The sequence below is a fragment of the Lysinibacillus zambalensis genome (genome assembly GCF_040183165.1).
Lineage (GTDB): Bacteria > Bacillota > Bacilli > Bacillales_A > Planococcaceae > Lysinibacillus > Lysinibacillus zambalensis.
Genome location: NZ_JBEGDG010000005.1, coordinates 35,071 through 57,484 on the forward strand (window position 1 = coordinate 35,071; position 22,414 = coordinate 57,484).

The window sequence follows — 22,414 nt, forward strand, 5'->3', positions numbered from 1 at the left end:
ATGCTTGTACTGAAATTGCTGTACAAACATCCTAATTGATTATCTTAATATAAAGCGCTTAATAGAATCCTGTAACGCTGTTATTTCATCTGTTAAATCATTAGAAGATTCACTAACAACCTGAATGGCACGCTGTTGTTCATCAACGGATGCCGTTACTTCCTCTGATGCAGCAGCATTTTTCTCACTAATCATCGCAATACTTTCGATAGATTGCATAATGTTATTTTTTGAGCCATTCAAATATTCTACTCCAGTAGTCATTTCCTTAATAATAGAAATGATTTCTTCTACGGCCAATTCTATTTCCTTAAAGGATGACTCTGTTATGGCAACCGAATCATTTTGCTGACGAACAATGACGTTTGTTTTCTTCATTTCATCGTTCACTAAATTAGTTTCACTTTCAATCCCTTTTAAGGTTGTACGTACTCGGTCTGTTGCTACAGATGTTTGATCCGCTAACTTACGTACCTCCTCAGCAACAACCGCAAAGCCTTTGCCATGCTCCCCAGCTCTAGCTGCCTCTATCGATGCGTTCAATGCAAGCAGATTCGTCTGATCAGAAATCTCCGTAATCGTACCGACAATGCCTTCAATTTCCCTAACTTTCACAATTAAGCTATTAAATACAGCATGAACATTATTAATCACTTCTGAAGACTCGTGTGATGTCTCTTTTAAGCTCTTTAAATTTAAGAGCCCGTCTTGATTTGATTGCTTCATATTTTGAGATGCATCAAGCATTACTTCATTTTTGTCATGCAATAATTCAATCTGTCGCGCAAAATCAATAGCTGTTCTATTCGTATCCTCTGCATCTGAAGCTTGCATTAATGCGCCGTTTGAAACCTCATTTATCGCTTTTACTATTTCATCTCCATAAGCGTTTGTTTCCTCTGCCACAGATGTTAAATTTGACGATGTCGATTGAATTTCTACAATAGCTTCCTCTACATCTGTAATTAATGTTTTCAGTTGATCAACCATTTCATTAAAGCCTTCATTTAACTGACCAATCTCATCCGAGCGTTGTAGATTTTCAATTTCTACAGTTAAATTCCCTTTGGCTACCTCACGTACACGTTTCGATAATTTTCGTACTGGTAAAGCTAAATGTCTTGAAACCATTATGACAACTATAGTACCTATAATGATGGCACCTAATAATGTAATACCAATAACAAATAATAATGAATTAGCCCCTTCATTAAAATCTTGCATATATGTACCCGATACAATGATCCATCCCCAATTTGGATCCTTTGCAGAATAAATTATTTTATCAGCTACTACATCTTGCCCTGGTAGCTCAAACTCATATTTGGTATATCCCCCACCGGCAAGTGCTTTTTCGGTTACTTCCCGAATAAAGTAATTTCCGCTACTATCTTGATCGTTCCATAGGTTATCCCCTTCTCGAGTGGGATGGGTTGTTAATGTTCCTTTATCATCTAAAACATATAGATACCCATACTCCCCCAAGTCTCCAGGATAATTAATTGGCCTCTTTCCTTCACTATCCTTCGGTCCTAGAAATGCCTCCCGCACTTTCTCCTGTGCAACTTCTAAAGGAACGTCGCCCCTTTTAACACTCTCATTTGCAAGCTCGATTAATTGCAAAGAAGATTCAACACTATTTTTAATAACTTGTTCACCAATATCATCCAGACCTTTTTTTGCTTTACTATAGCTAGCTAAGCCTATCACTAAGCTAGGGATAATTAATAATGCTAGTGAAATGATAATTAATTTCCCCTGTATCGAACGTGAAAACTTCATGCTTTAGCCCCCCCTTTTTTCCTCTTTCACTATGACTATTAATCTATATTATGTTATGATTCTGAATATTTCACAATGGGTAAAACGTAATTTACGTTTGAATTCTTCGCCTTTTTACGCAAATATGATCGATTACTTAATGTGGGGGATTTCCATTGCTACTGGACCTATTTCCGGCGGCGTCCAGCCTTCACTCCATATCTAACAAATATGATTCCAAACTTTTAATGACGATTTTCAAATATGCATAATAGGTAAAAAAACTATCTTTCTACAAGGATATGCCTTATAGAAAAATAGTTTTTTGATTTTTATCGTCATTAAAATGTTTAGACACTACCTTAGTTCTCGCCTATGATATGATTTTAATCCATATTACTAAAGCTATTAAAGTAGCGAAAAGGGTTGGGATTGTTAACATAATACCTATTTTTAAATACTGAACCCAGCCAATCTTTATTCCTTTTTGCTTCAGTATATGGAGCCATAACAATGTTGCGAGTGAGCCAATCGGCGTCATTTTAGGGCCTAAATTTGTGCCGATGACATTTGCATAAATAAGCCCTTCTTTAATAATTCCAGTTGCACTAGTTTCAGCAATAGCTAATGCATCAATCAGTACAGTTGGTAGGTTATTCATACTAGCTGACAAAATCGCTGCTACAAACCCCATCGTAATTGTCGCTACCATTAATCCTTGCTGTATAGAGTGCTCTAATAGACTTGCTAGCAATCCGGTCATTCCTACATTTTTCAAGCCGTAAACAACCACATACATACCGATAGAAAAGAACACAATATTCCACGGTGCCCCTTTCACAACTCTCTTTGTATCTACAATATGGCTACGCCGTGCTAGTAGGAAAAAGATAGCTGCTACACCACATAAAATAAATGACACTGGAATTTTGAAAAACTCACTCGTTAAGAAACCAACTAATAGAATGGCTATAACATAACATGATAATAAAAATAATCTCGAGTCACGAATTGCAAGCTTTGGATTATCAACTGCCTCGAGTGAATATTCTTTTGGAATTGAACGGCGAAAGACAATATAAAGTACGACTATACTTGCTAGTAAAGAAACTATGTTCGGTACCAGCATATGTAGGGCATATTCCATAAATCCAATACCGAAATAGTCTGCCGACACAATATTTGTTAAATTACTAATGACTAACGGTAAGGATGTTGTGTCCGCTATAAAGCCACTTGCAATAATAAATGGAAAAATCATTTTATCGGTTAAATTCAATTTACGGATCATTGCGAGAACAATTGGTGTTAGTATTAAAGCTGCACCATCATTTGCAAATAACGCTGAAACAATAGCACCTAGACAGGAAAGGTAAATGAATAAGCGTATACCATTTCCCTTTGCCACTCGTGCTATATGTAAGGCAGACCATTCAAAGAATCCTATTTCGTCTAAAATAAGTGAAATAAAAATAATTCCTATAAACGAGAACGTTGCATTCCAAACAATCCCCGTCACCTCAACAACATCTTGCCAGGTAACAACTCCGAGCGTTAACGCAATTGCAGCACCAAAACAAGCAGACCAGCCGATTGATATTTTACGTGGCTGCACTATTACAAAAAATAAAGTTATTAAAAATATGGCAATCGCTAAAAGAGCTTGCACAGATTTCCTCCCTGCCTCCGGTGGATGTTTGGACACCCGCAGAAGTTAAAAACCAGTAGCTTTATTCGCTACTGGTTTCATATGTTTATATTATTCGCCTAAATCAGCGTTATGGTAAACGTTTTGGACATCCTCTAAATCTTCTAATGCATCAATTAATTTTTCAAATTTCGCAATGTCGTCCCCAGTTAATTCTACTTCTGTTTGCGGAAGCATTGAAAGCTCCGCTACTGTAAATTCTTGAACGCCTGCTGCTTTTAGTGCTTCTTGTGCAGCAAAGAATTGATCTGGCTCTGCATAAATGATGACAGCCTCATCTTCTTCAAGAATATCACGAGCATCAACATCTGCTTCCATTAAAATTTCAAGAACTTCATCTGCTGATTTACCTTCTAAACCAATAACCGCTGTTGAATCAAACATGTAGGCAACAGAACCACTGACACCCATATTCCCATTATTTTTACCAAATGCTGCACGTACATCAGAAGCTGTACGATTAACATTATTCGTTAAAGCATCAACGATTAACATAGTGCCTGCTGGTCCGAAACCTTCATAACGTAATTCGTCGAAGTTTTCATCGCCGCCACCCTTCGCTTTATCAATTGCTTTTTCAATAATATGTTTAGGAACGCTATATGTTTTTGCACGCTCAAGAACAACTTTAAGAGCACGGTTTGATTCAGGATCTGGCTCGCCTGATTTAGCTGCCACATAAATTTCGCGTCCAAATTTTGCATTGATACGGCTTGTGCTTTGGTCTTTAGACGCTTTCTTTTCTTTAATATTGTTCCACTTACGACCCATTGTTTCCACTCTCTTTCAAATTATAAGTTGTTTATCAATTACGCCTTTGCGTAATTGCGTCCAGATTTTGAATTGTGCTAGCACAATTCACTCCTTTCAAAATCCGTGACATCCGCCGGAGGCTTTATCTTCATTTAAACACCTTTGAATAGGAGTGACAATTTCGCTCACCTTATATAGAGGAAGATCTACCGCTGAATGAAGATAATCATAGATGCACAGTTGTACATCATTAAATGGTGATTAAATACTTTTCGTATCTTTACTCTGAAAATAATAACACAAATGATGCTTACAAAGCTAGATATGCCAATGTTTAAGATCATTTTCTGAAGTCATATAATGGTTGGTTGATTTCTGTTCCGACTGGGCGCTTACAGCTTGTATTGTCCTTTGATTTTTTCTAATAATGCATGACAGCCTTCTAAAACTAAATCATAGGTTTCTTGGAAATCTCCTGTATAGTACGGATCAGGCACGTCTTTTCGATGGTCAGTTAAATCTAAAAAGCGAAAGATCTTTGTGGAATCCAGATTCCCTAGCATCGTTCTGATATTACGTATATTGCTTTCATCCATGCCAATAATGTAATCAAAATTTTCAAAGTCAGCCTTTTGTAATTGTCGGCCTTGCATCCCTTTCGTTGAGATGCCATATTCTTTTAGCTTACCTTGTGTTCCTCTGTGTGGAGGATCTCCAATATGCCAAGAGCTTGTTGCAGCCGAATCTACCTCGACTTTATGACTCAAATGCTCTTTCTCTACCAAATCACGCATGACCGCTTCAGCCATTGGTGATCGACATATATTCCCCAAACATACAAAAAGTACTCGAATCATTTTTATGTCCTCCTACAATCAATCTCACCTTGGCGTATCGTAGCTGTCGCTACAGTAAGCATTCGCCAAATGTAGATAAAGCACTCAAAATCAATCGATTCTGAGCGCCTTTTAAGTTATCCCATATTACTAGCAGTAAGCTACTAATTCAAAATGATGTGAAGATAATAGTTTGGGTCTTCACATAGAGGGTTTACCTCTGAATGGTGTTTCACTTTATTTCTTTTTTGCTGCAACTCGCTTCTCTAATTCTTCAGTTAATGCTACTAATTCATGCTCAAGGCGATTTGTAAATTCCTCACGCCCTTCTTTACCTTTACCCGTTACGTAAAATGGCTCGCCATAAATTAGATAACCTTTACCACGTTTAAAGACATCACCGGCATTACGCGCACCAATGTAAGCGGCTGGTACAATTTGTGCTTTTGACAATTGTGCTATTGTAATCGCACCTTGCTTTAAATCCGATCCTTCCGCATTTCGCGTACCAGATGGGAATATCCCAACAATTTTTCCCTCTTTCAATAGCTGCGATGGAATTTTAATAACGCTTGGACCTGGATTGTCACGGTCGACTGGAAAGGCATTTAAACGCTCTATCAGCCAGCCAATACCCTTTATATCAAACAATTGCTTTTTAGCCATAAAGTTAATTTCTCGAGGGTATACAGCAACACCAAGATTTAAAATATCAACATAGCCCGTATGTGTACATGCAATAATAAACCCACCTTCCTTCGGTAAGTTTTGTTCTTCATATACACGTGCTTTTGAGCCTGTTAATTTTAAGATCACTTTTACAACATTTGCTATAAATTTATACACTGTTTCATTCCTACCTTATTCAATAGTTATCCCCATTGTAATCGAAAAGACCAGTATACTGCAATTGCAGGTGAAAATATCTAGACTCTTCCCACTAATACATCAACATCAATCGTAATTTCATGTAACAGGATAGTGGATCCTTCTTTTTTATGCCAGCCCATTGGTGTCATTTCCAGCAGTGCTGGTACAAGCTCTGTAGCTAGCGGTACCGTATATGTAATACGTTCTACACTAACATCGGTGAAGCTTTCTTTAAAACGAGCAACTATTTGTTCATTCGAATACGACTCTTTAGTAGAATCCGCATATAATTGCGCTCGAAGCTCATGTAAGTACCCACTTTGAGGTACAACCTTAACAACACAACCATTGTGAGTTAATAGACGTTTAAATTCTTCATAATTGGCAGGCGATAAAATATTTAATATGGCATCGAAGCTCGTCCTTGCAAATGGACTTTTCGCTAAATCACCAACACACCACATTTGCTCTGGATAATGTCGAGATGCAGCAAGGATACCTTCCTTCGCTATATCAATACCAATTCCTATCCCATGTTTCTTTGCCATAATACGAGCTAAATGCGAACCTTCACCACATCCCGTATCAAGTACGGTTTCTGCATTAGCAATTAGCTCTCCGATTTTATCTTCTACTACATCATAAATCCCACTATCAATAATCGCTTTTCGTGATTCAAACAGCTCTTTGCTATACTTAGAAACGGCACCATGTGTCAGCATATTAATGTAGCCCTGTTTGGCAATATCGAAAGAATGATTTGAGGAACATACTAATCTACCTTGTTCAAAAACATCCATTGACTCCTGACAAATTGGACAAGCAAAAAGCTTTATATTTTTATCCATTAACGCTGCTCCTGCAGCTCTTTTAGAAAGTGCCCCCATTAATTTTCCTCCTTCGGTTCTGTAGGTGAAACAAGTGCAAAGCGCTCCCACTTACGACTTCTCCATCTAAAGTATACGATAATAGCTCGCATCCATTCATCTGCCGCAATCGCTAGCCAAATACCTACTAACCCCCAATTTAAAACGAATACAAACAAGTATCCGAGTGGGAGACTCATACATACCATTGATAAGAAACCAATTTTCAATGGAAATTTTGCATCCCCTGAGGCACGCAGCGAGTTAATAACTACAATATTCATTGTTCGCCCTGTTTCAAGGAGAATACTTAATGCTAGGACAGATGCTCCGATGGCAATTATCTCTGGATTATCTGTAAAAACGTGCATAAGTTGCTTACGGAATATCGTTACAACTGCAACCATTGTGATTGTAAAAGCAAAAGCTGCGCGTACACTTGTCCAAAGTTGATGATAAGCTTGATCCTTTTTACCAGCACCAACACTTCGTCCAATAATTATAGCCGTACCTGTTCCGATGGCAATTGCAAATAAATACGTAAACATCGAAATATTCATGGCATATTGTCTCGCCGCAAGTGTCTCTGCGCCTAAGTAAGTCGCATAATAAAGGAAGACAATCTGACAAAACTGATAAAGCACCTGCTCAAATGCTGACGGTAAGCCTATATTTAATATTTTTTGAACATATTCCTTTGAATACTTGAAATAATATTCTAGCTTCACTCTTACTTCCATGACTTGATACAACAGCCAGAAAAACACAAGAACTGCCAAACCACGGCTTACCACTGAGGAAATAGCTGCACCTTTTACACCTAACTCCGGTAATCCTAAGTTACCAAAGATTAAACCGTAGTTTAAGATAACGTGTAGCACATTCATACCTAGTGATACATACATCGTTTGCTTTGTCCATCCATGTACACGGATAATTGCTGCTAAAGCATTTATAATAGCCTGTAAGAAAATAAAGCTTCCGATGATTACCAAGTAGCTTTGAGCGTATTTAAGCACTTCCCCTTGCAAGTTCATCATAGTCATTAAATGACTTGAAAAGAAGAAAAATAAGATACTCATCATTAGTCCAACAACCAAATTCATCGTAACTGCTAAAGCGGAAATCTTCGCAGCCTCAATAAATCGCCTTGAACCTAAATATTGAGATACAACAATGGAAGCACCATTACCAACTACCTCAAGTATTAAAATTGCAATATGAATATATTGATTGGCTGCACCAACTCCTGATACAGCATTATCTGATAAAGCACTGAGCATAAAAGTATCGGCTAGTCCCATTAACATAAATAAAAATACTTCTAAAAATATCGGCCATGTTAAATGGAATAAACTTAACCTATCTGTCTCTTTAATATCACTTTCTTTTAATATATCTGCCAATACTTTTCACTTCTCCTAATCGTTTCATAAAGATTTTTACGGGCTGCCCAACTTTCAACTACCTTCTTTACCATCTATACAGATAAATTACTGCCCAATCAATTATGCCTCGGCATAATTTCGTCCGGAATGGCTTTGCGCTTAGGCCTGCAAGTGTCTTTTGTGCGAAAGCGTAGTGCTAACGCAGCGGCAGCAACAGGTGTTTTTTGTGCGAAAGCGAAGCGGCAACAACACGAGGGCCGACACGATGTCGGCCATTTCCGTAATGCCACAGGACGTGGCGCTCTTAGACTGAGTTCCTCTATTTCAGCGGGTGTTTGGACACCCGCTGAAATAAGTTAAAAATATATAGTATCTTATCATAGATTTTTAGGCTGTAAAGAATTTTTATAATGAAACACCTAATTATACCTTGGCATAATGCTTCCATAAGCTTTTTGGCCAATATGAGTTAAAAGATTATGCAAAGATAATACAATACGCAAAAAATCCCTCTCACAATTTTATGTGAAAGGGTTTCTTATCATAGTAAACAATAATCCTTCAATTGCTTACGTTTTACAGTTGTTAACCCAAACTCTTGCTCTAAAAAAGCTGCCTTAGAGCCATATCGGTTATCCATTGCATCAAATGCTGCTTGTAAATAGTCTTCACGGGCAGACATTAAGGCATAAAATTGCTGTAATTCTTGATCACTATAATCTTGCTGAATTGTTAGAGCCATTCGTTCTACTAAGGGACGTAAATGTACATTTGTATCTAAATAATCCTCCATGATCGTTTCCTCAGGGACATCTAAAGCAAGTAAAATAAGTGCACTGCCAATACCTGTTCGATCCTTCCCGACTGCACAATGATGAACAAGCCCTAAATTTTCAGGTTGTTGAATCGTTGCTATTAACTCTTTGAACGATGCATTATTAAAAGGCATTTGTGCATAAAATTCTCGAAACATCTCCGTGCTTACAACCTTATAAAAATCTTTCCCACCAGCGTTTGTGGGCATCTCAAAAGCATGATTTCCTTTAGCTGGTATTTGAATATAATTGGCATATGGGAATATCGGATTAGGATTATTTTGAGCCTCATGGTTGTCTCGATAATCAAAAATTGTTTTCACACCTAACGTTTCAAAGCGCTCTTTATCTGATTTCGTCATTTTACCAAGTGCTGCTGAGCGATAAATCAAACCATTCTTAACAGCACGCCCATCTCTCGACTTATAACCACCCATATCCCGAAAATTATAAACTGCCTCAAACGGAATAATATTCATATCAAACTGTTTCACTGACTACACCCCTCCCTGTTAGTAAGCATACTTATCTCTATTTTATAGAACAATTCGATATAATACCAATTTTCGCACTAGGGGATGTCATACACTTCTTAGACCAACGAGAGATTTATTTGGGGGTGTTTCTCTATTGGGGCAGAGCAGTTATCCACTTTACTCGTTCTCTTTCCCACCTAAGCGGAGCAGTTATCCACTTTACCCGTTCTCTTTTCCACCCAAACGGAGCAGTTATCCACTTTACCCGTTCTCTTTTCCACTCAAGCGGAGCAGTTATCCACTTTACCCGTTCTCTTTTCCACCCAAGCAGAGCAGTTATCCACTTTACCCGTTCTCTTTTCCACCCAAGCAGAGCAGTTATCCTTTTTATCCATCAAAAAAAGCTGCCCTTGATAAAGGACAGCTCAAAACACTATTTTTCAATATCAATTATTTAAATAACTCAGGGTATACTGCTTTTGCGATTAACTCAACAGCTTCGCCAATACGCGGACCTGGACGACTTGAAGTATCAGTATCTATATAATAAACCGCTTTATTTTGAATGGCCGTGATTGAATTCCATCCATCACGTGAAAGAATTTCTTCCGTTGTGTTTTTCATTTCTACTGTTGTTAAAATAACAGCTGGGTTTTTCGCAATGATATCTTCCTCAGATACCTTTGCCCAGCTTTCAAGGTCAGCAAAAACGTTGTTAACGTTTGCAGCATTTAAAATCTCTTGTTGGAATGTACCAGAACCAGCTGTATAGATATCTGGCTTTGGACTAATTTCTAAATAGATATTTTTTGGTTCTTTCACATCTTTAACTTTCGCTTGGACATCTGCAATTTTAGCTTTAATATCTTCATTTAACTTTTCGCCTTTATCTTTGATGCCCATAACCATTGCAACTTGTTCGATATCCCCATAAACATCATCAAATGATTTAGCTGACTGAATGGCAAACACTTTAATCCCCGCATCTTCGAGACCTTTTAAGGCATTTAAATTTTCTTCATCGCCTCCAGTTGTGTAGGCAATAACTACGTCTGGCTTTAACGCTAAAATACGCTCGCTATTGAATATTGTAGAAGTAGAAACACGCTCAATTTTTTGCGCTTCTTCTGGATACGTATCATACTCTGTTGCACCTACGATTTTATCGCCAACGCCTAGCTCAAATAAAATTTCTGTATTACTCGGTTGTAATGAAACAATAGTTTTAGGTACTGCATTAAACTCAACTTCTACACCACGGTCATCCTTAACTTTATAGCTAGTAGTTTTCTCAACTTGTTGATCTTCTTTAGAAACAGCATCTTTATTTGTATCTTCTTTCGTGCCACAGCCAACTAATACAAGTGCCAACATCAACACAGAAAGCCATTGTAGCTTAAACATTTTCTTCATTTCTTTAACTCTCCTTTTTCTTTTTCATCGGGTATGACTTACTAATAAACGGTATTTCAGCAATACCAGCATGCTGATTCATATAGACAGCCATTACAAAAAATACATTGGCTAGCAATCCTAAATAATCAAAGAGAATAGCTGGTACTTCGCGTTCTTCAGATACTTTGTGCAAAACACGGTATGATTTTTTCGCTTCACTACGACATAAATGTAATACAGAAGCTGCATCTGTTCCTTGAGGTAATACAAAGTTTTGTATTTCCTCTTTAACATGACTAACATAGAAATCATAGCGATCACTAAGCCGAGTCAAATCATCTTCGGTTACAGCTAATTTACCTCGAACCGAGCCATTTACATGGTAAGCCATTGGCAAAATGGCTAGTAAATCTTCTGCTACTACCTCTACCGTTTCTTTTTTAACCGCCGCCAATGCTACACCAATATGTGTTGTTAGGCTATCCGTTCGAATTTCAAAATCTACTGTAGATGCCTTTTCACGCATAAATGGATAACAAGAATAACGTGCATCTTTTTTCAAATATAAATCCCCGCTTTCCTTCATAAAAAATTCTTACCTTAATAACACCTCGGCTTACACCAGGTGAATTATAAGCGCATAAAAAAACGTTGTTCCCACTCCTAAGGAAACAACGAAAAATAGCATAAATAGTGTCGCATAAATACGACATAGCCTATGTATTTGCCGCATATTCTCCTAGCTTCCGAAGAGTTATCTATACGTTCAAACAAAGGTCGGTCTCCTGGCTTGTACAGCTCACTACGTTCATAAAAAACCTTCCCATCGGATAATTCGACAGTGGTATATTTTTACGACTTCTGTACTTACAGTTGCGGAAACAGCTCCGGTTTTTCACCGAATTCCCGATTATGCTATAGTTTAGCACCTTTATTCTGCAAGAATTATTCACTTGTTATGCAGTTTATCATAGATTGATAGGAAAAAATAGCTGTGGAATTTTAGAATAAACAACGATGGATAAAAATCATGCAGGTATTACCGTATGCACGCGGATATATTCACTGCCCCATTGGGTATTCATCCTGCTCGTGCAAATATTTATTATGCCTCATAAATTAAAGCATTTAATTTTTTCATACGTTATGAAAACTATTTCTCATAATGAAAGAATTTGCAAAAAATAGTCATTAACTTTTATCGGATGGCATTTTTATATTTCTTTTTGGATTTAACATCTTTCTCTTCCTCAATTAAACGCTGTGCAATTTTTAGTAGTTTTGGGTCATTTGTTGCATCGAATAGCTTTTTAAAGGATACAATAATATCATAGCGTATTAATGTCGGGTGCTTTTCGTCTAAGCATGTTTGATATCTTTTAGCCAAATATGATACGACTAAATCTCTTTGTACCTGCCCCGCTAAGCCTATTTTCCAAATCGCCTGTAAAGTATGCCTCACAGTGACTGTTTCTTCATCATACGTTACTGCCCAAATCTTTAAGAAGTCCTCTAATACTCTTTCTTCAGGATCACTTTTTGCTGCCAGTGCGCATAAAAATTGTGCAGCACTTGCACGTATATGTCCATTTTTGTATGTAAGAGTTTGAACTAGTTGTTCCCAAACTGAATAGGTCCAATCAACTGGTTCCTGCATAATTTTCATTAATTCTTCGTATGATTTGTATTGAATATCACGGTCACGCTCTGTTAAATTACTAAAAAGTTGCAAAATCTCTTTTTCCATGATTCATCCCTACCTTTATTGTTTCAGAACGTAAAAAATAGTGTACTTGTAAGTGTTATCTCATTTACCATCATGCGTTACTTTGCTACTACAAAATAAAAGTCTCATATAATTGTAATTTCAGAGCAAAATCCCCGATTGTATATTTCAAAATTATCAGAAATGACATTCATTATGCAAGAATCTTTTCTTTTAGCTATATGAAGATAGAGGAATACTCGTTAGGATTATCATTGGAGTTATCTCACTTATTAGCCTTCGATTGAGTCCAAGCAAAATACGTAATAACAAAAAATTGATGCTAATTCTTTTTTCGGCTGTATTATCATTTTTATAACTGGGGCTATAGTTGTAAAAATATCTACCTATGTAAATTTATTCATTACAAAAGTTATTTTACTCATTATTGACCGAGTAGTCGAGCCTAAATTAATGAATAACATTATATGTTTGCCTAATAGGTTTAATCGTAGAATCTTAACTATAGTTTAAACAGTTGATAATTTCCAGTACCGCCAAATAATAAAAAAAGGTTATCTTTGTAATTTCTTTTACAAAGATAACCTTTTCGCTATTTAAATCGTCTATATAATAGTACGGCTTATTAAATACGACCGAAGCCTACTAAATATTGATTCCACCAATCAAGTGATTCAATGACAACACCTTTATTTTGAGCATCAATCATTGTGTTGTTCCCTAAGTAAATACCTACATGCGCTATACCCGAACCATAGCTGAAGAATACTAGGTCACCTACACGTGCTTCACTTGCTGAAATACGTTGTGTTGCTAAATATTGTTGTGATGCTGTACGTGGTAAAGATACGCCTGCTTGTTTGTAAGACCATTGTACAAGACCTGAACAGTCAAATCCTGTCGATGGGTTACTACCGCCCCAAACATAGCTACGACCTAGGAATTGTTTCGCAACTGAAATAGCATCACCTGAAGATGCAGTGCCTGCTCCTGAACCAACAACCACATTTTGTGAAGATTTTTCATTGTTAGCTTTGCCACTATTATTAGCATTGCTATTGCTATTGCTATTATCGTTAGTGCTAGTGCTAGTGCTAGTGTTTGTTGCTTGTACAACTGGAGTAGCTGCTTGAAGTGCACGTAAACGAGCTGCCTCTTCCTCTGCTGCTTTACGTTCTGCTTCTAAACGCTCTTCTTCTTGTTTCGTTGCAATTTGTGCTTTTAATGCAAGAGATTTTGCTTCATTTTCAGCTTTTTTCACTTCCATTTCGCTTTCCTTCTGTTGAAGCTCTTGGAATTGCTTTTGAAGCTCTTTTTGTTTTTCATCTAATGTTGTTTTTTGTTTCTCTAAGCTAGCCTTATCTGCTTCTTGTTGATCTACTAATTCTTGGTCAGCATCCATTAATGTTTTTACCGCTACGACACGGTCCATTAAATCTGCAAAACTTTTTGATTCAAGAACAGCGTTTAAATAAATACCTACAGTATTATCTTGAGCTTGATATGCAGCCATACGGTCACTTAAAATCGCTGAACGTTGCTCAATACGTTTTTTAGTGTCTACAATATTTGCATCAACTTCTTTAATGTCCGCCTGTACTTTGTTAAATACTTTTACTTTTTCATCGATCTCTTTTTGTAGGTTTTTTAGCTCTTCGTGTAGCTTTTTAACCTCTGTATCTATTTTAGCTTTCTTATCAATCATTTGTTGAGATGTTTCTTCTGCGTGCACTTGAGTTGGTTGAACTGTATTAAATAATAAGCCGCCCGCTAATGCTAATGCTAGCACCATCGACTTACGCCATTTATTGCGCTTACCCACGTTATTCTTTCCCTTCACTAGTCAATTTCGTTCGTAGAATTTTAATGTACTCATTGGAACGATTTCTTTTATTTTTTCTTATATTTTATTAGCCTTTTAAAGTTTAGCACTATTAGCATAACTTTTATACTATTTCGCGCCTTTTTAATGGTTTAGTAAAACTCGCAACATTCTTGTAATATTTACGTAAATCCCGATAAATTCTACAAAATTACGTTTTATTCTACATATCAACGTTTTTGACTACTTTACCCTTAGTCCTACTCTCTGTTTTGTAATGTTTTTGTAATATTTCTAGAAAACATTTTTAACATAAAAAAAGGTAAGGGAACATTTTCCCCTACCTACAAATAATGTGTAACCATAAACAAAGATTGATTTCTCTCCAAGTTGGCGCTTCTATTGCTTCATGGCACGAAGCGCTTGGATAGAAAGCCGTACTAACAGAATGGCACATAGAAATAACCCTAAGTATGCTGCTGTATTTAAATAGATCGCATACGTGTCATGAATAAATTGTGAAATGGCTAAGAGTGCTACAGAAATAATGCCAAAGGTAATACCAACGAGAAGTAAGACGAAACGGGAAAACAGATTGGTAATAAAACGAGCATTATCCTCATCTGAAAAAACATCGTGATGTAAGATAATTTTCCCACTTTCTACACGTTGAATAAGCTGGTCGACTCGTCTTGGCATTTTGCGCAATGTCGGAATAAGCATGGATAATTCTTCTTGTAAACGTTCCTTTGTTGCCATCGGTTCTTTAAATGGCTTCAGGAAGGATGCCCGCATATATGCGGATGAAAAATCTTTCGCTTCCGTAAAAATATCAAAGCTTGGGTCAATTACCCGTAGTGTGCCATCCAGTGTTACTAAGGAACGCAGTGCTAAACCTACTGCAGGATAGAAAGCAAGACCAAAATCACGAACAACTGTAAATAACGCATGTATCAATTCCTCTGTTGGAATCCGATCCACGTAAGAGATTTTCAAGAGAATTTGATCTATGGCTTGTTCCATCTTTGCACGGTCTGCATGGCCCGAATTTTCAACCAATAGTGTTAAGCCATCATATAAAACACTTGCATCATTTAGCTGAATTCCCATTAAAAATAGCTTTAAACCCTCTTGCTGTGTAGCTCCCAAACGGCCAACCGCTCCAAAATCAAGCAGTATCGGTGTGCCATCCGTCTCATCAATATGAATATTCCCCGGATGTGGATCTGCATGGAAAATACCAGAAAGAAGCATCTGCTCAAAGAAGGAATATAAAACAGTCCGTGCAAACTGCTTACGATCACTTTCAAATTGGTTAAATTCAGCTATAGCATTTGCAACACTTTTTCCTCGTACATATTCCATGACAATAATATTTTCATTACAATATTCTGTATAGATTTTAGGGATCCGCACCTTATAATCGCTTTTGGCAAGTGCCTTTGTCACCTGCAATGTATTTCGAACCTCAATATCTAAATGGATTTCCTCGCGTAATCCATCTGCAAATCCTTTTGCAAGTTCTCGAAAACCAAGTGACTCAGCCCATGTAGACTTGTTCGAAAGCCAATTAGCGAATTCCTCCAAAATGTCGAGATCGTCTCGCATAATCCCCTTCACTTCTGGACGCAGTAGCTTTACCACGACTTCATCAAAATTTTTCAATCGCGCCTTATGTACTTGTCCAATGGATGCTGCCGCAATAGGCTCCATTTGAAAGTTTGAAAATATTTCATTCATAGGCTTCGGAAGTGAATCTTCTAAAATTTGTGTTACCTGTTCTGGTGGTAAAGGCTTCACACTATCTTGTAGCCTCTCTAACTCGGCAATAAAGATAGGAGAAAATAGTTCCTTACGAGTGGAAAGTACTTGACCAAATTTAATAAATATCCCACCACATTGTTCCAAAGTTACTCTTAAAGCAATGGCAAGCTCTTTTTCATTTTCACGTTGTCTTGCGTATTTAATCGTTTGAACAACGCCATTTGTCACCGCTATTTTCAATACATGACGCAAGCGCTTTTGTTGTCGCCAGTAGCTTCGAAGGCGCATGAATAAATTTTTTTGCCCATTACGATGATCTGTAGCCCTCATACCGCTTGGATCGAAAAGCTCAAAAACGAGATAGAGCAACATCGAAATTAGTAGCATGCTACCAATCCAAATAAGTGTGCTGACCTCTGTCACTGTTTGCATCATCGGTTCGTATAAAAAATCTGTATGACGTAAATACGTATACCAATAAACGAAGGACGTTAGCGTCACACTAATGACTACAGAAAGAACCCTACGTATAAAATTAATATTTGAACCAATTAATCGGCCACTGACAAAATAAATAAGTCCTGATACAACAATGATTTGGATTAAAAATTTCAAAAAAATCAACAGCGTCACCTCCGATACCACTTCCTAATACCGCTAGTATAACAAATGTAAGGCTCATCATCCTTACGCAGGGGTCACTTCCCTCCCTTAGAAGGCTCTGATTTCCGCTACGTGCTACTCGCTTTGTCGCTGACGCTTCGCTTTCGCGCAGAGCAAGGCTTCCCGCGAGAGTCGAATAGCCCTTCGCTACAATCAGTTAAAACCGTCATATTTTACTGATATCCCCAACTTTTAGTGATAAGCATATCCGGTTACTTAATTTCTTTTACTAAGTTTATCCCCAAAATTTTGTCTATTTGTTTACTTCTTTAGTATTTATCCACGTACAATGATTTTTACTCAGTAATTTTTGTTGATAAAATACCCAAAGGGGTATATAATTCACTTAAAGCAATATTTATCCACAGTTTTATTCATTATCGACACAAGAAAAGTCTTGATTTATCCACAACATACCCCGTTATGTATATTACAAGAAAAGGATGTGCTTACTCATGAGTAAAAAATTTTTAGTTATCGGTGGTGTCGCAGGCGGTGCCTCGACCGCTGCACGTATTCGTCGCCTCGATGAACAGGCTGAGATTATAATGTTTGAAAAAGGAGCGAACGTTTCATTTTCAAATTGCTCTTTACCATTTCATCTTAGTGGAATCGTTGATAACAGCGACAAATTAATCTTAATGACACCTCAAGCCTTTCAAACAAAATACAAGATTGAAGCACGTGTTAATCAAGAAGTTTTACATATTAACCGAAAAGATAAAAGCATTACTGTAAAGGATTTAACTACTGACACTGAGTATGAAGAAAGCTACGATACATTAGTGTTATCTCCTGGCGCGAGTCCAATTGTTCCAAACTTAGACGGCGTTCATTCTTCACACGTTTTTACTGTTCGTAACGTCGTGGATATTAACCGTTTAAACAGTTATATCCAAAGCGATAACATACAGGATATCGCTGTTATCGGTGGCGGATTTATAGGCGTGGAGGTTGCAGAAAATTTACGACTTGCCGGTTTTAATGTCTCACTCGTTGAGTTTAGTCAACAAATTATGACGCCATTTGACTATGATATGGCACAAATATTACACAAAGAAATGATGGATAAAGGCATTAATGTCATCGTCAATGACGGCCTAGCTAAAGTTACGGCAGATTATGTAGAATTGAATTCCGGTAAACAATTGAAAGCACAGGCTGTTGTATTAGCTATCGGCGTTCGTCCCGAAATCTCTTTAGCGAAAGAAGCCGGACTGGCAATAGGTGAACTTGGCGGCATTCAAGTTGATGCTAATTACGCAACATCCGATCCTTCTATATACGCTGTGGGCGATGCTATAGAATTATTCCATCAGCTAACTCGTAAACAAACTCGCCTGGCACTAGCAGGCCCAGCGCAACGACAAGCACGAGCAGCAGCTAACCATATGTACAATATACCTCAACAAAACAAAGGAGTTATCGGCTCTGCAAGCGTGCAAATTTTCGATTACACGTGTGCCACAACGGGCTTAAACGAAAAAACAGCGCTCGCACATGGCTTCCAAGCCAAAAGCGTGTACTTGATCGCACCAGACAAAGTTGGTTTAATGCCAAATAGTAACCCACTTCATTTTAAACTTGTTTACGAAGTGCCGACTGGGAAGATTCTCGGTGCGCAAGCGATTGGAAAAGGCAACGCTGACAAACGCATCGACATTATTGCAACTATGATAACAATGAAAGGCACATTAGAAGACTTAAAAGAGCTAGAGCTATCATATTCTCCAATGTTTAGCACCGCACGCGACGTTGTTAATTTAGCTGCACTCGTTGCTCAAAACCAGTTATATGGTCATTATAAACAAGTAAAAGTTGACGAAGTTAGAGATCTCGTTGAAAATAATGCCTATTTCTTAGATGTCCGCGAAAGAAATGAATTCGAGGCAGGTCATCTCATTCATGCGCATAATATTCCGTTAAGTGAGCTCCGCGAACGTTTGGATGAGATTCCACAAGATAGACCCGTTTACGTACATTGCCGATCTGGCCAGCGAAGTTACAATGCTGTAATGACCCTCCAGAACAATGGTTTCTCTAATGTCTTTAATGTCGCTGGATCCTTCCTCGGTATTTGCTTGTATGAATATTTCACTGATGCAACAACTAACAGAGATAAAATTGTCACGGCCTACAATTTTAAATAACACGAAAGGGATGCCGCTAGTTAGCAGCATCCCCTTTCATTTAATTAGTAGAAAGTACTTTCTCCCAATTTATTGTGCCATTTTTAACTTGTTCCCGTTTTTCTTTATTCATAATATCATTTGGACGTCCGCCTTTTGGCCAATCTTTATTATGATTTCCCCATTCAGGTCGATCCTGCGATAAAATAAAGGCTGCTAAATCAGCGGCATCTTGATCTGTCAAAGTACCAGCTGCACCGACTGGCATATTATTTTGGATGTAACCAGCCATTTTTGACATTCTTGCCATACCCGCTCCGTCATTGAATGATTTTTCACCCCATAATGCCGGACCTGTATTAGCACCATTACCTGAGCCATCTGCCGCGTGACACGCGATACAAGACTGAGCATACACTTCCTCACCATTCTTAACATCCGGTATAGGAATGTCCTTCATATTACTTGTACCTACCCATTCACGCTCCGCCCCGATAGGTACACCTTCTGAAATATAAGAGAAGTACGAGACCATCGCTTCTAACTCTTTGCTATTCATGTCAAATTTCTTACCGTTCATACTGCGAACCATGCAACCATTAATACGCTCCTCAATCGTTACAATATCACCAGAGCGCGCGATATATTGGGGATAATCCGCCATAACACCTACTAGTGACGAAACTTGCTCATCGTAACCTGCCCCCGCATGACAGCTTGTGCAAGACAATTGATTCCCAACATATTCTTCTGCAGCAACATGTGTATTATTGACAAGCTCATAACCATATAATATTGCTTCCTTCATAGGTCCATCCGGTACTTCTTCAATACTTGGTGGCGCATAGACAACTGACTGAGCAGCTGCTGTTGTTGGTACTTTCGTTTGTACAGCGGCTTCTTTGCTTTCTGCATCCCCTAAAATTTTGTCGCTAATGGCCGCTCCTACAAAAAGCGTGCCCGCTAACAGCACTGCCCCCGCTACTCCTGCTACTATAGGTTTCATCTATAATACCCCCCTTTGTATAATCACCTATATTTTAGCAAAATAGCATCTTTTTCGATGTGACTTTTCTCACACTTCACGCAAATAGAATCATTTAGAGGATAAAATTATGAAATTCGTTGTTCTACAACACATTAAACGAGACTTAATACCTCTTGCAGTATGTACTATTTCCTGAATTTGTAGCTGACGCTTCACGTTCGTGCAGTTCAACATTTCCGAATGAATATAAAAATGCCGAGCACAGCATTGTACCCGACATTTTAGCGTTCTACTATAATTTACATTCACCATCAGCACAAATAGCTTCACCATCACCTACCATCTTTAGCACCGGCTGAACACCTGCTATCTTCGCCGCCTGATGCAATGTTCGTACGAAAACTTCATTCGGCTCTGCACCTTTAATACCGTAACGATTTTCAAAAACAAAGAACGGAACACTTTGTACACCTAGCTGTTGAGCATCATAACGATCTCTGTCTAAAGCTTCACCGAAGTCAGTTGATGCCAGAATACCCTTTGCTATTTCAACATCTAAGTTTATATTTTCTATGACTTTTAACAAGAACATATCATCGTTTAAGTCTTTTCCCTCCGCAAAATAACCATTCATAAGCTCTTCCGTGTAGACCGACTCTTTACCAAATTGTCGTGTCCATTTTGCTAATCGATGAGCTTTTTCAGTATGCGCTGTTTTCATATCTTCAAAATTGTAATGCAATCCAACCTCTTCGGCCCGCTTTGCTATACCCTTAGTAATATCCTTCACTTCTTCTATCGAGGAGTCAAATTTTTCAGCCATACCCTCATATAAAGTTGGTGCATCTTTCTTAGGTGTATCTGGTCCAATTTGATATGCTTTATATTCAATTTCTACCTGCCCTAAATAACCTGCCGAGTCAATGGCGCGTTCCAATTCTCTTTTGCCAATATAGCAGAACGGACATGTGAAATCCGAGAAAATCTCAATTTTCATTTTCTACAGCCTCCTACAATATATCTATCCAAATTTTAATGGCAGTTGCTAAAATAAGAACCGCTAAAATAGATTGTAAAACTTTTGTGTTTAATTTTTTCCCTGCTTTTGCACCTAATGGAGCCGCTATTAAACTAGCTACAATCATAATGAATGCAGGATAATAATCAACTTGTCCCGTCATCAACTTCCCAATCGTCCCGCCTATTGAGGATATAAAAGTAATAGCAAGGCTTGTAGCGATTGTCATACGTGTTGGTATACCTAGCACTACTAGCATTATAGGTACTAACAAGAAGCCACCAGCTGCCCCAACAATTCCCGAACCAATACCAACAACGAATGCTAATATGGCCGCTATCGGTTTATTGAACGTTACCTCATCCAACGGCTTATCGTCAATTTGTTTCTTAGGAATAAACATCATCACTGCAGCAATCAACGCCAATACACCATAAACGACGTTAACCCCTGCTTCAGATAAAAATTGGGAGCCATAACTACCAACGAAACTTCCTGTTAATATGGCACCACCCATATAAATAATTAGTGATTTATTTAAATAACCACCTTTACGATATGCCCATACCCCAGCAATAGAGGCAAAAAACACTTGAACCGCACTAATCCCTGATACCTCATGTGCTGAAAATGCTGCAAAACCAAGTAAAGGCGGGATATATAATAACATTGGATATTTTATAATCGATCCGCCAATTCCGAGCATTCCCGATACATATGAACCTACAAAGCCAATCAAAAATATTGTAATAATCCATGCTAAATCCATCTTTTTTCCTTCTTTCTGGTCACTGGCGCCTTAATGGCATTGTTATATCAATTGAAAGGAGGGTTGTTCTAAACTTCCAATAGAAGAGACAACCCTCACCAGTTTTAAGCTTTTTGAATAAAGAATGTAATGACACCAGCATCTTCAGATTTGTCTAAAATTGTATGACCGCCAGCTTTGGCCCAAGCAGGAATATCCGCAAGAGCCCCCTTATCTGTTACTTGAACTTCTAAAATTTCACCCGAAGTCAATGTATCCATAGCTTTCTTTGTTTTCACTATAGGCATTGGGCAAGATAAACCCTTTGCATCTAGTTGTAAATTTGATTTCATATTTTTCTCCTTTGAATCAGCAAAGCTTGTAAGCGATTTTGCCGGTTCTTTTTGTTTTTTCACGACTTTACGAAGGATGAGCACCTTCGCTTCACGGTATTTCCATGCTATAACCACGCATGCGTACTCATTACATTTAACCATCTCATCAATTATACACCGGCATAATTGCGTCCGGTTTCGACTTTGTGCTTAGGCCTGCGTAAGGGCCGACACGATGTCGGTCACTCAGGCGTTTTCACAAGATGTGAAGTTCTTAGCCTGAGTTCCTCTATTTCAGCGGATGTCTTTTGTACCAAAAGCCTAGCGACAGGTGCAGATGTTTGGACACCCAC

19 protein-coding genes and 1 riboswitch are annotated in these 22,414 nt (G+C 38.0%); of the genes, 2 read left to right on the forward strand and 17 right to left on the reverse strand.

The genetic code is table 11. From position 1 onward, the window contains the following. Positions 1-39: 39 nt before the first annotated feature. The 7 genes from ABNX05_RS08665 to ABNX05_RS08695 form a co-directional block, all read right to left on the reverse strand. Complete coding sequence (locus ABNX05_RS08665) at positions 40-1,782, reverse strand: methyl-accepting chemotaxis protein (protein WP_349659343.1); 1,743 nt, start codon at positions 1,780-1,782, stop codon at positions 40-42. 352 nt (positions 1,783-2,134) lie between these two features. Further along, entirely contained in the window at positions 2,135-3,430 is a 1,296-nt protein-coding gene (locus ABNX05_RS08670; protein ID WP_349659344.1) for an arsenic transporter, read from the reverse strand. A gap of 90 nt (positions 3,431-3,520) precedes the next feature. Then, complete coding sequence (locus ABNX05_RS08675) at positions 3,521-4,240, reverse strand: YebC/PmpR family DNA-binding transcriptional regulator (RefSeq protein ID WP_349659345.1); 720 nt, start codon at positions 4,238-4,240, stop codon at positions 3,521-3,523. Between the two features lie 374 nt (positions 4,241-4,614). Next, a complete protein-coding gene (locus ABNX05_RS08680; RefSeq protein WP_349659346.1) occupies positions 4,615-5,079 on the reverse strand; it encodes a low molecular weight protein-tyrosine-phosphatase in 465 nt (154 codons plus the stop codon). Positions 5,080-5,295: 216 nt separating this feature from the next. Further along, positions 5,296-5,904: a lysophospholipid acyltransferase family protein gene (locus ABNX05_RS08685; RefSeq protein WP_349659347.1), complete on the reverse strand. Its 609-nt coding sequence runs from the start codon at positions 5,902-5,904 to the stop codon at positions 5,296-5,298. Positions 5,905-5,984: 80 nt separating this feature from the next. After that, on the reverse strand, positions 5,985-6,815 hold the full coding sequence (locus ABNX05_RS08690) for a putative RNA methyltransferase (RefSeq protein WP_349659348.1): 831 nt from the start codon (positions 6,813-6,815) through the stop codon (positions 5,985-5,987). Beyond that, positions 6,815-8,191 (reverse strand): MATE family efflux transporter, encoded by a 1,377-nt coding sequence (locus tag ABNX05_RS08695; protein ID WP_349659510.1) that lies wholly within the window; start codon positions 8,189-8,191, stop codon positions 6,815-6,817. Before ABNX05_RS08695 ends, ABNX05_RS08690 begins: the two co-directional genes overlap by 1 nt. Positions 8,192-8,329: 138 nt before the next feature. On the opposite strand from ABNX05_RS08695, the gene ABNX05_RS08700 reads away from it, so the two are divergent. Beyond that, positions 8,330-8,542 (forward strand): hypothetical protein, encoded by a 213-nt coding sequence (locus tag ABNX05_RS08700; protein ID WP_349659349.1) that lies wholly within the window; start codon positions 8,330-8,332, stop codon positions 8,540-8,542. A 181-nt stretch (positions 8,543-8,723) separates the two neighbouring features. Here ABNX05_RS08700 and ABNX05_RS08705 read toward each other — a convergent pair whose 3' ends face one another. The 6 genes from ABNX05_RS08705 to ABNX05_RS08730 all read right to left on the reverse strand — a co-directional run bounded on the left by ABNX05_RS08705 (position 8,724) and on the right by ABNX05_RS08730 (position 16,804). Beyond that, positions 8,724-9,491, reverse strand: coding sequence for a tyrosine-protein phosphatase (locus ABNX05_RS08705; RefSeq protein ID WP_349659350.1), 768 nt, complete (start codon positions 9,489-9,491; stop codon positions 8,724-8,726). A gap of 432 nt (positions 9,492-9,923) precedes the next feature. Further along, positions 9,924-10,886: an ABC transporter substrate-binding protein gene (locus ABNX05_RS08710; protein WP_349659351.1), complete on the reverse strand. Its 963-nt coding sequence runs from the start codon at positions 10,884-10,886 to the stop codon at positions 9,924-9,926. A 4-nt stretch (positions 10,887-10,890) separates the two neighbouring features. Next, complete coding sequence (locus ABNX05_RS08715) at positions 10,891-11,430, reverse strand: hypothetical protein (RefSeq protein WP_349659511.1); 540 nt, start codon at positions 11,428-11,430, stop codon at positions 10,891-10,893. A 196-nt stretch (positions 11,431-11,626) separates the two neighbouring features. Beyond that, positions 11,627-11,816, reverse strand: a riboswitch (cobalamin riboswitch). A gap of 250 nt (positions 11,817-12,066) precedes the next feature. After that, on the reverse strand, positions 12,067-12,615 hold the full coding sequence (locus tag ABNX05_RS08720) for a hypothetical protein (protein WP_349659352.1): 549 nt from the start codon (positions 12,613-12,615) through the stop codon (positions 12,067-12,069). A 604-nt stretch (positions 12,616-13,219) separates the two neighbouring features. Further along, positions 13,220-14,416, reverse strand: coding sequence for a C40 family peptidase (locus ABNX05_RS08725; protein ID WP_349659353.1), 1,197 nt, complete (start codon positions 14,414-14,416; stop codon positions 13,220-13,222). 399 nt (positions 14,417-14,815) lie between these two features. Continuing rightward, positions 14,816-16,804 (reverse strand): ABC1 kinase family protein, encoded by a 1,989-nt coding sequence (locus ABNX05_RS08730; RefSeq protein WP_349659354.1) that lies wholly within the window; start codon positions 16,802-16,804, stop codon positions 14,816-14,818. A 494-nt stretch (positions 16,805-17,298) separates the two neighbouring features. On the opposite strand from ABNX05_RS08730, the gene ABNX05_RS08735 reads away from it, so the two are divergent. Continuing rightward, positions 17,299-18,993, forward strand: coding sequence for an FAD-dependent oxidoreductase (locus ABNX05_RS08735; RefSeq protein WP_349659355.1), 1,695 nt, complete (start codon positions 17,299-17,301; stop codon positions 18,991-18,993). A gap of 40 nt (positions 18,994-19,033) precedes the next feature. On the opposite strand, the gene ABNX05_RS08740 is transcribed toward ABNX05_RS08735, so the two are convergent. The 4 genes from ABNX05_RS08740 to ABNX05_RS08755 all read right to left on the reverse strand — a co-directional run bounded on the left by ABNX05_RS08740 (position 19,034) and on the right by ABNX05_RS08755 (position 22,079). Next, positions 19,034-19,978, reverse strand: coding sequence for a c-type cytochrome (locus ABNX05_RS08740; RefSeq protein WP_349659356.1), 945 nt, complete (start codon positions 19,976-19,978; stop codon positions 19,034-19,036). A gap of 274 nt (positions 19,979-20,252) precedes the next feature. Next, a complete protein-coding gene (locus ABNX05_RS08745; RefSeq protein WP_349659357.1) occupies positions 20,253-20,957 on the reverse strand; it encodes a DsbA family oxidoreductase in 705 nt (234 codons plus the stop codon). 13 nt (positions 20,958-20,970) lie between these two features. After that, a complete protein-coding gene (locus ABNX05_RS08750; RefSeq protein WP_349659358.1) occupies positions 20,971-21,747 on the reverse strand; it encodes a sulfite exporter TauE/SafE family protein in 777 nt (258 codons plus the stop codon). Positions 21,748-21,851: 104 nt separating this feature from the next. Beyond that, a complete protein-coding gene (locus tag ABNX05_RS08755) occupies positions 21,852-22,079 on the reverse strand; it encodes a sulfurtransferase TusA family protein (RefSeq protein ID WP_349659512.1) in 228 nt (75 codons plus the stop codon). Positions 22,080-22,414 lie beyond the last annotated feature (335 nt).

Bases quoted from the DNA above. Each gene is read 5' to 3' on its own strand.
- ABNX05_RS08690 (WP_349659348.1), bottom strand. From the start codon at position 6,815: ATGGGGGCACTTTCTAAAAGAGCTGCAGGAGCAGCGTTAATGGATAAA.
- ABNX05_RS08675 (WP_349659345.1), bottom strand. From the start codon at position 4,240: ATGGGTCGTAAGTGGAACAATATTAAAGAAAAGAAAGCGTCTAAAGAC.
- ABNX05_RS08710 (WP_349659351.1), bottom strand. From the start codon at position 10,886: ATGAAGAAAATGTTTAAGCTACAATGGCTTTCTGTGTTGATGTTGGCA.
- ABNX05_RS08665 (WP_349659343.1), bottom strand. From the start codon at position 1,782: ATGAAGTTTTCACGTTCGATACAGGGGAAATTAATTATCATTTCACTA.
- ABNX05_RS08750 (WP_349659358.1), bottom strand. From the start codon at position 21,747: ATGGATTTAGCATGGATTATTACAATATTTTTGATTGGCTTTGTAGGT.
- ABNX05_RS08755 (WP_349659512.1), bottom strand. From the start codon at position 22,079: ATGAAATCAAATTTACAACTAGATGCAAAGGGTTTATCTTGCCCAATG.
- ABNX05_RS08680 (WP_349659346.1), bottom strand. From the start codon at position 5,079: ATGATTCGAGTACTTTTTGTATGTTTGGGGAATATATGTCGATCACCA.
- ABNX05_RS08735 (WP_349659355.1), top strand. From the start codon at position 17,299: ATGAGTAAAAAATTTTTAGTTATCGGTGGTGTCGCAGGCGGTGCCTCG.
- ABNX05_RS08740 (WP_349659356.1), bottom strand. From the start codon at position 19,978: ATGAAACCTATAGTAGCAGGAGTAGCGGGGGCAGTGCTGTTAGCGGGC.
- ABNX05_RS08720 (WP_349659352.1), bottom strand. From the start codon at position 12,615: ATGGAAAAAGAGATTTTGCAACTTTTTAGTAATTTAACAGAGCGTGAC.
- ABNX05_RS08745 (WP_349659357.1), bottom strand. From the start codon at position 20,957: ATGAAAATTGAGATTTTCTCGGATTTCACATGTCCGTTCTGCTATATT.
- ABNX05_RS08700 (WP_349659349.1), top strand. From the start codon at position 8,330: ATGGCTTTGCGCTTAGGCCTGCAAGTGTCTTTTGTGCGAAAGCGTAGT.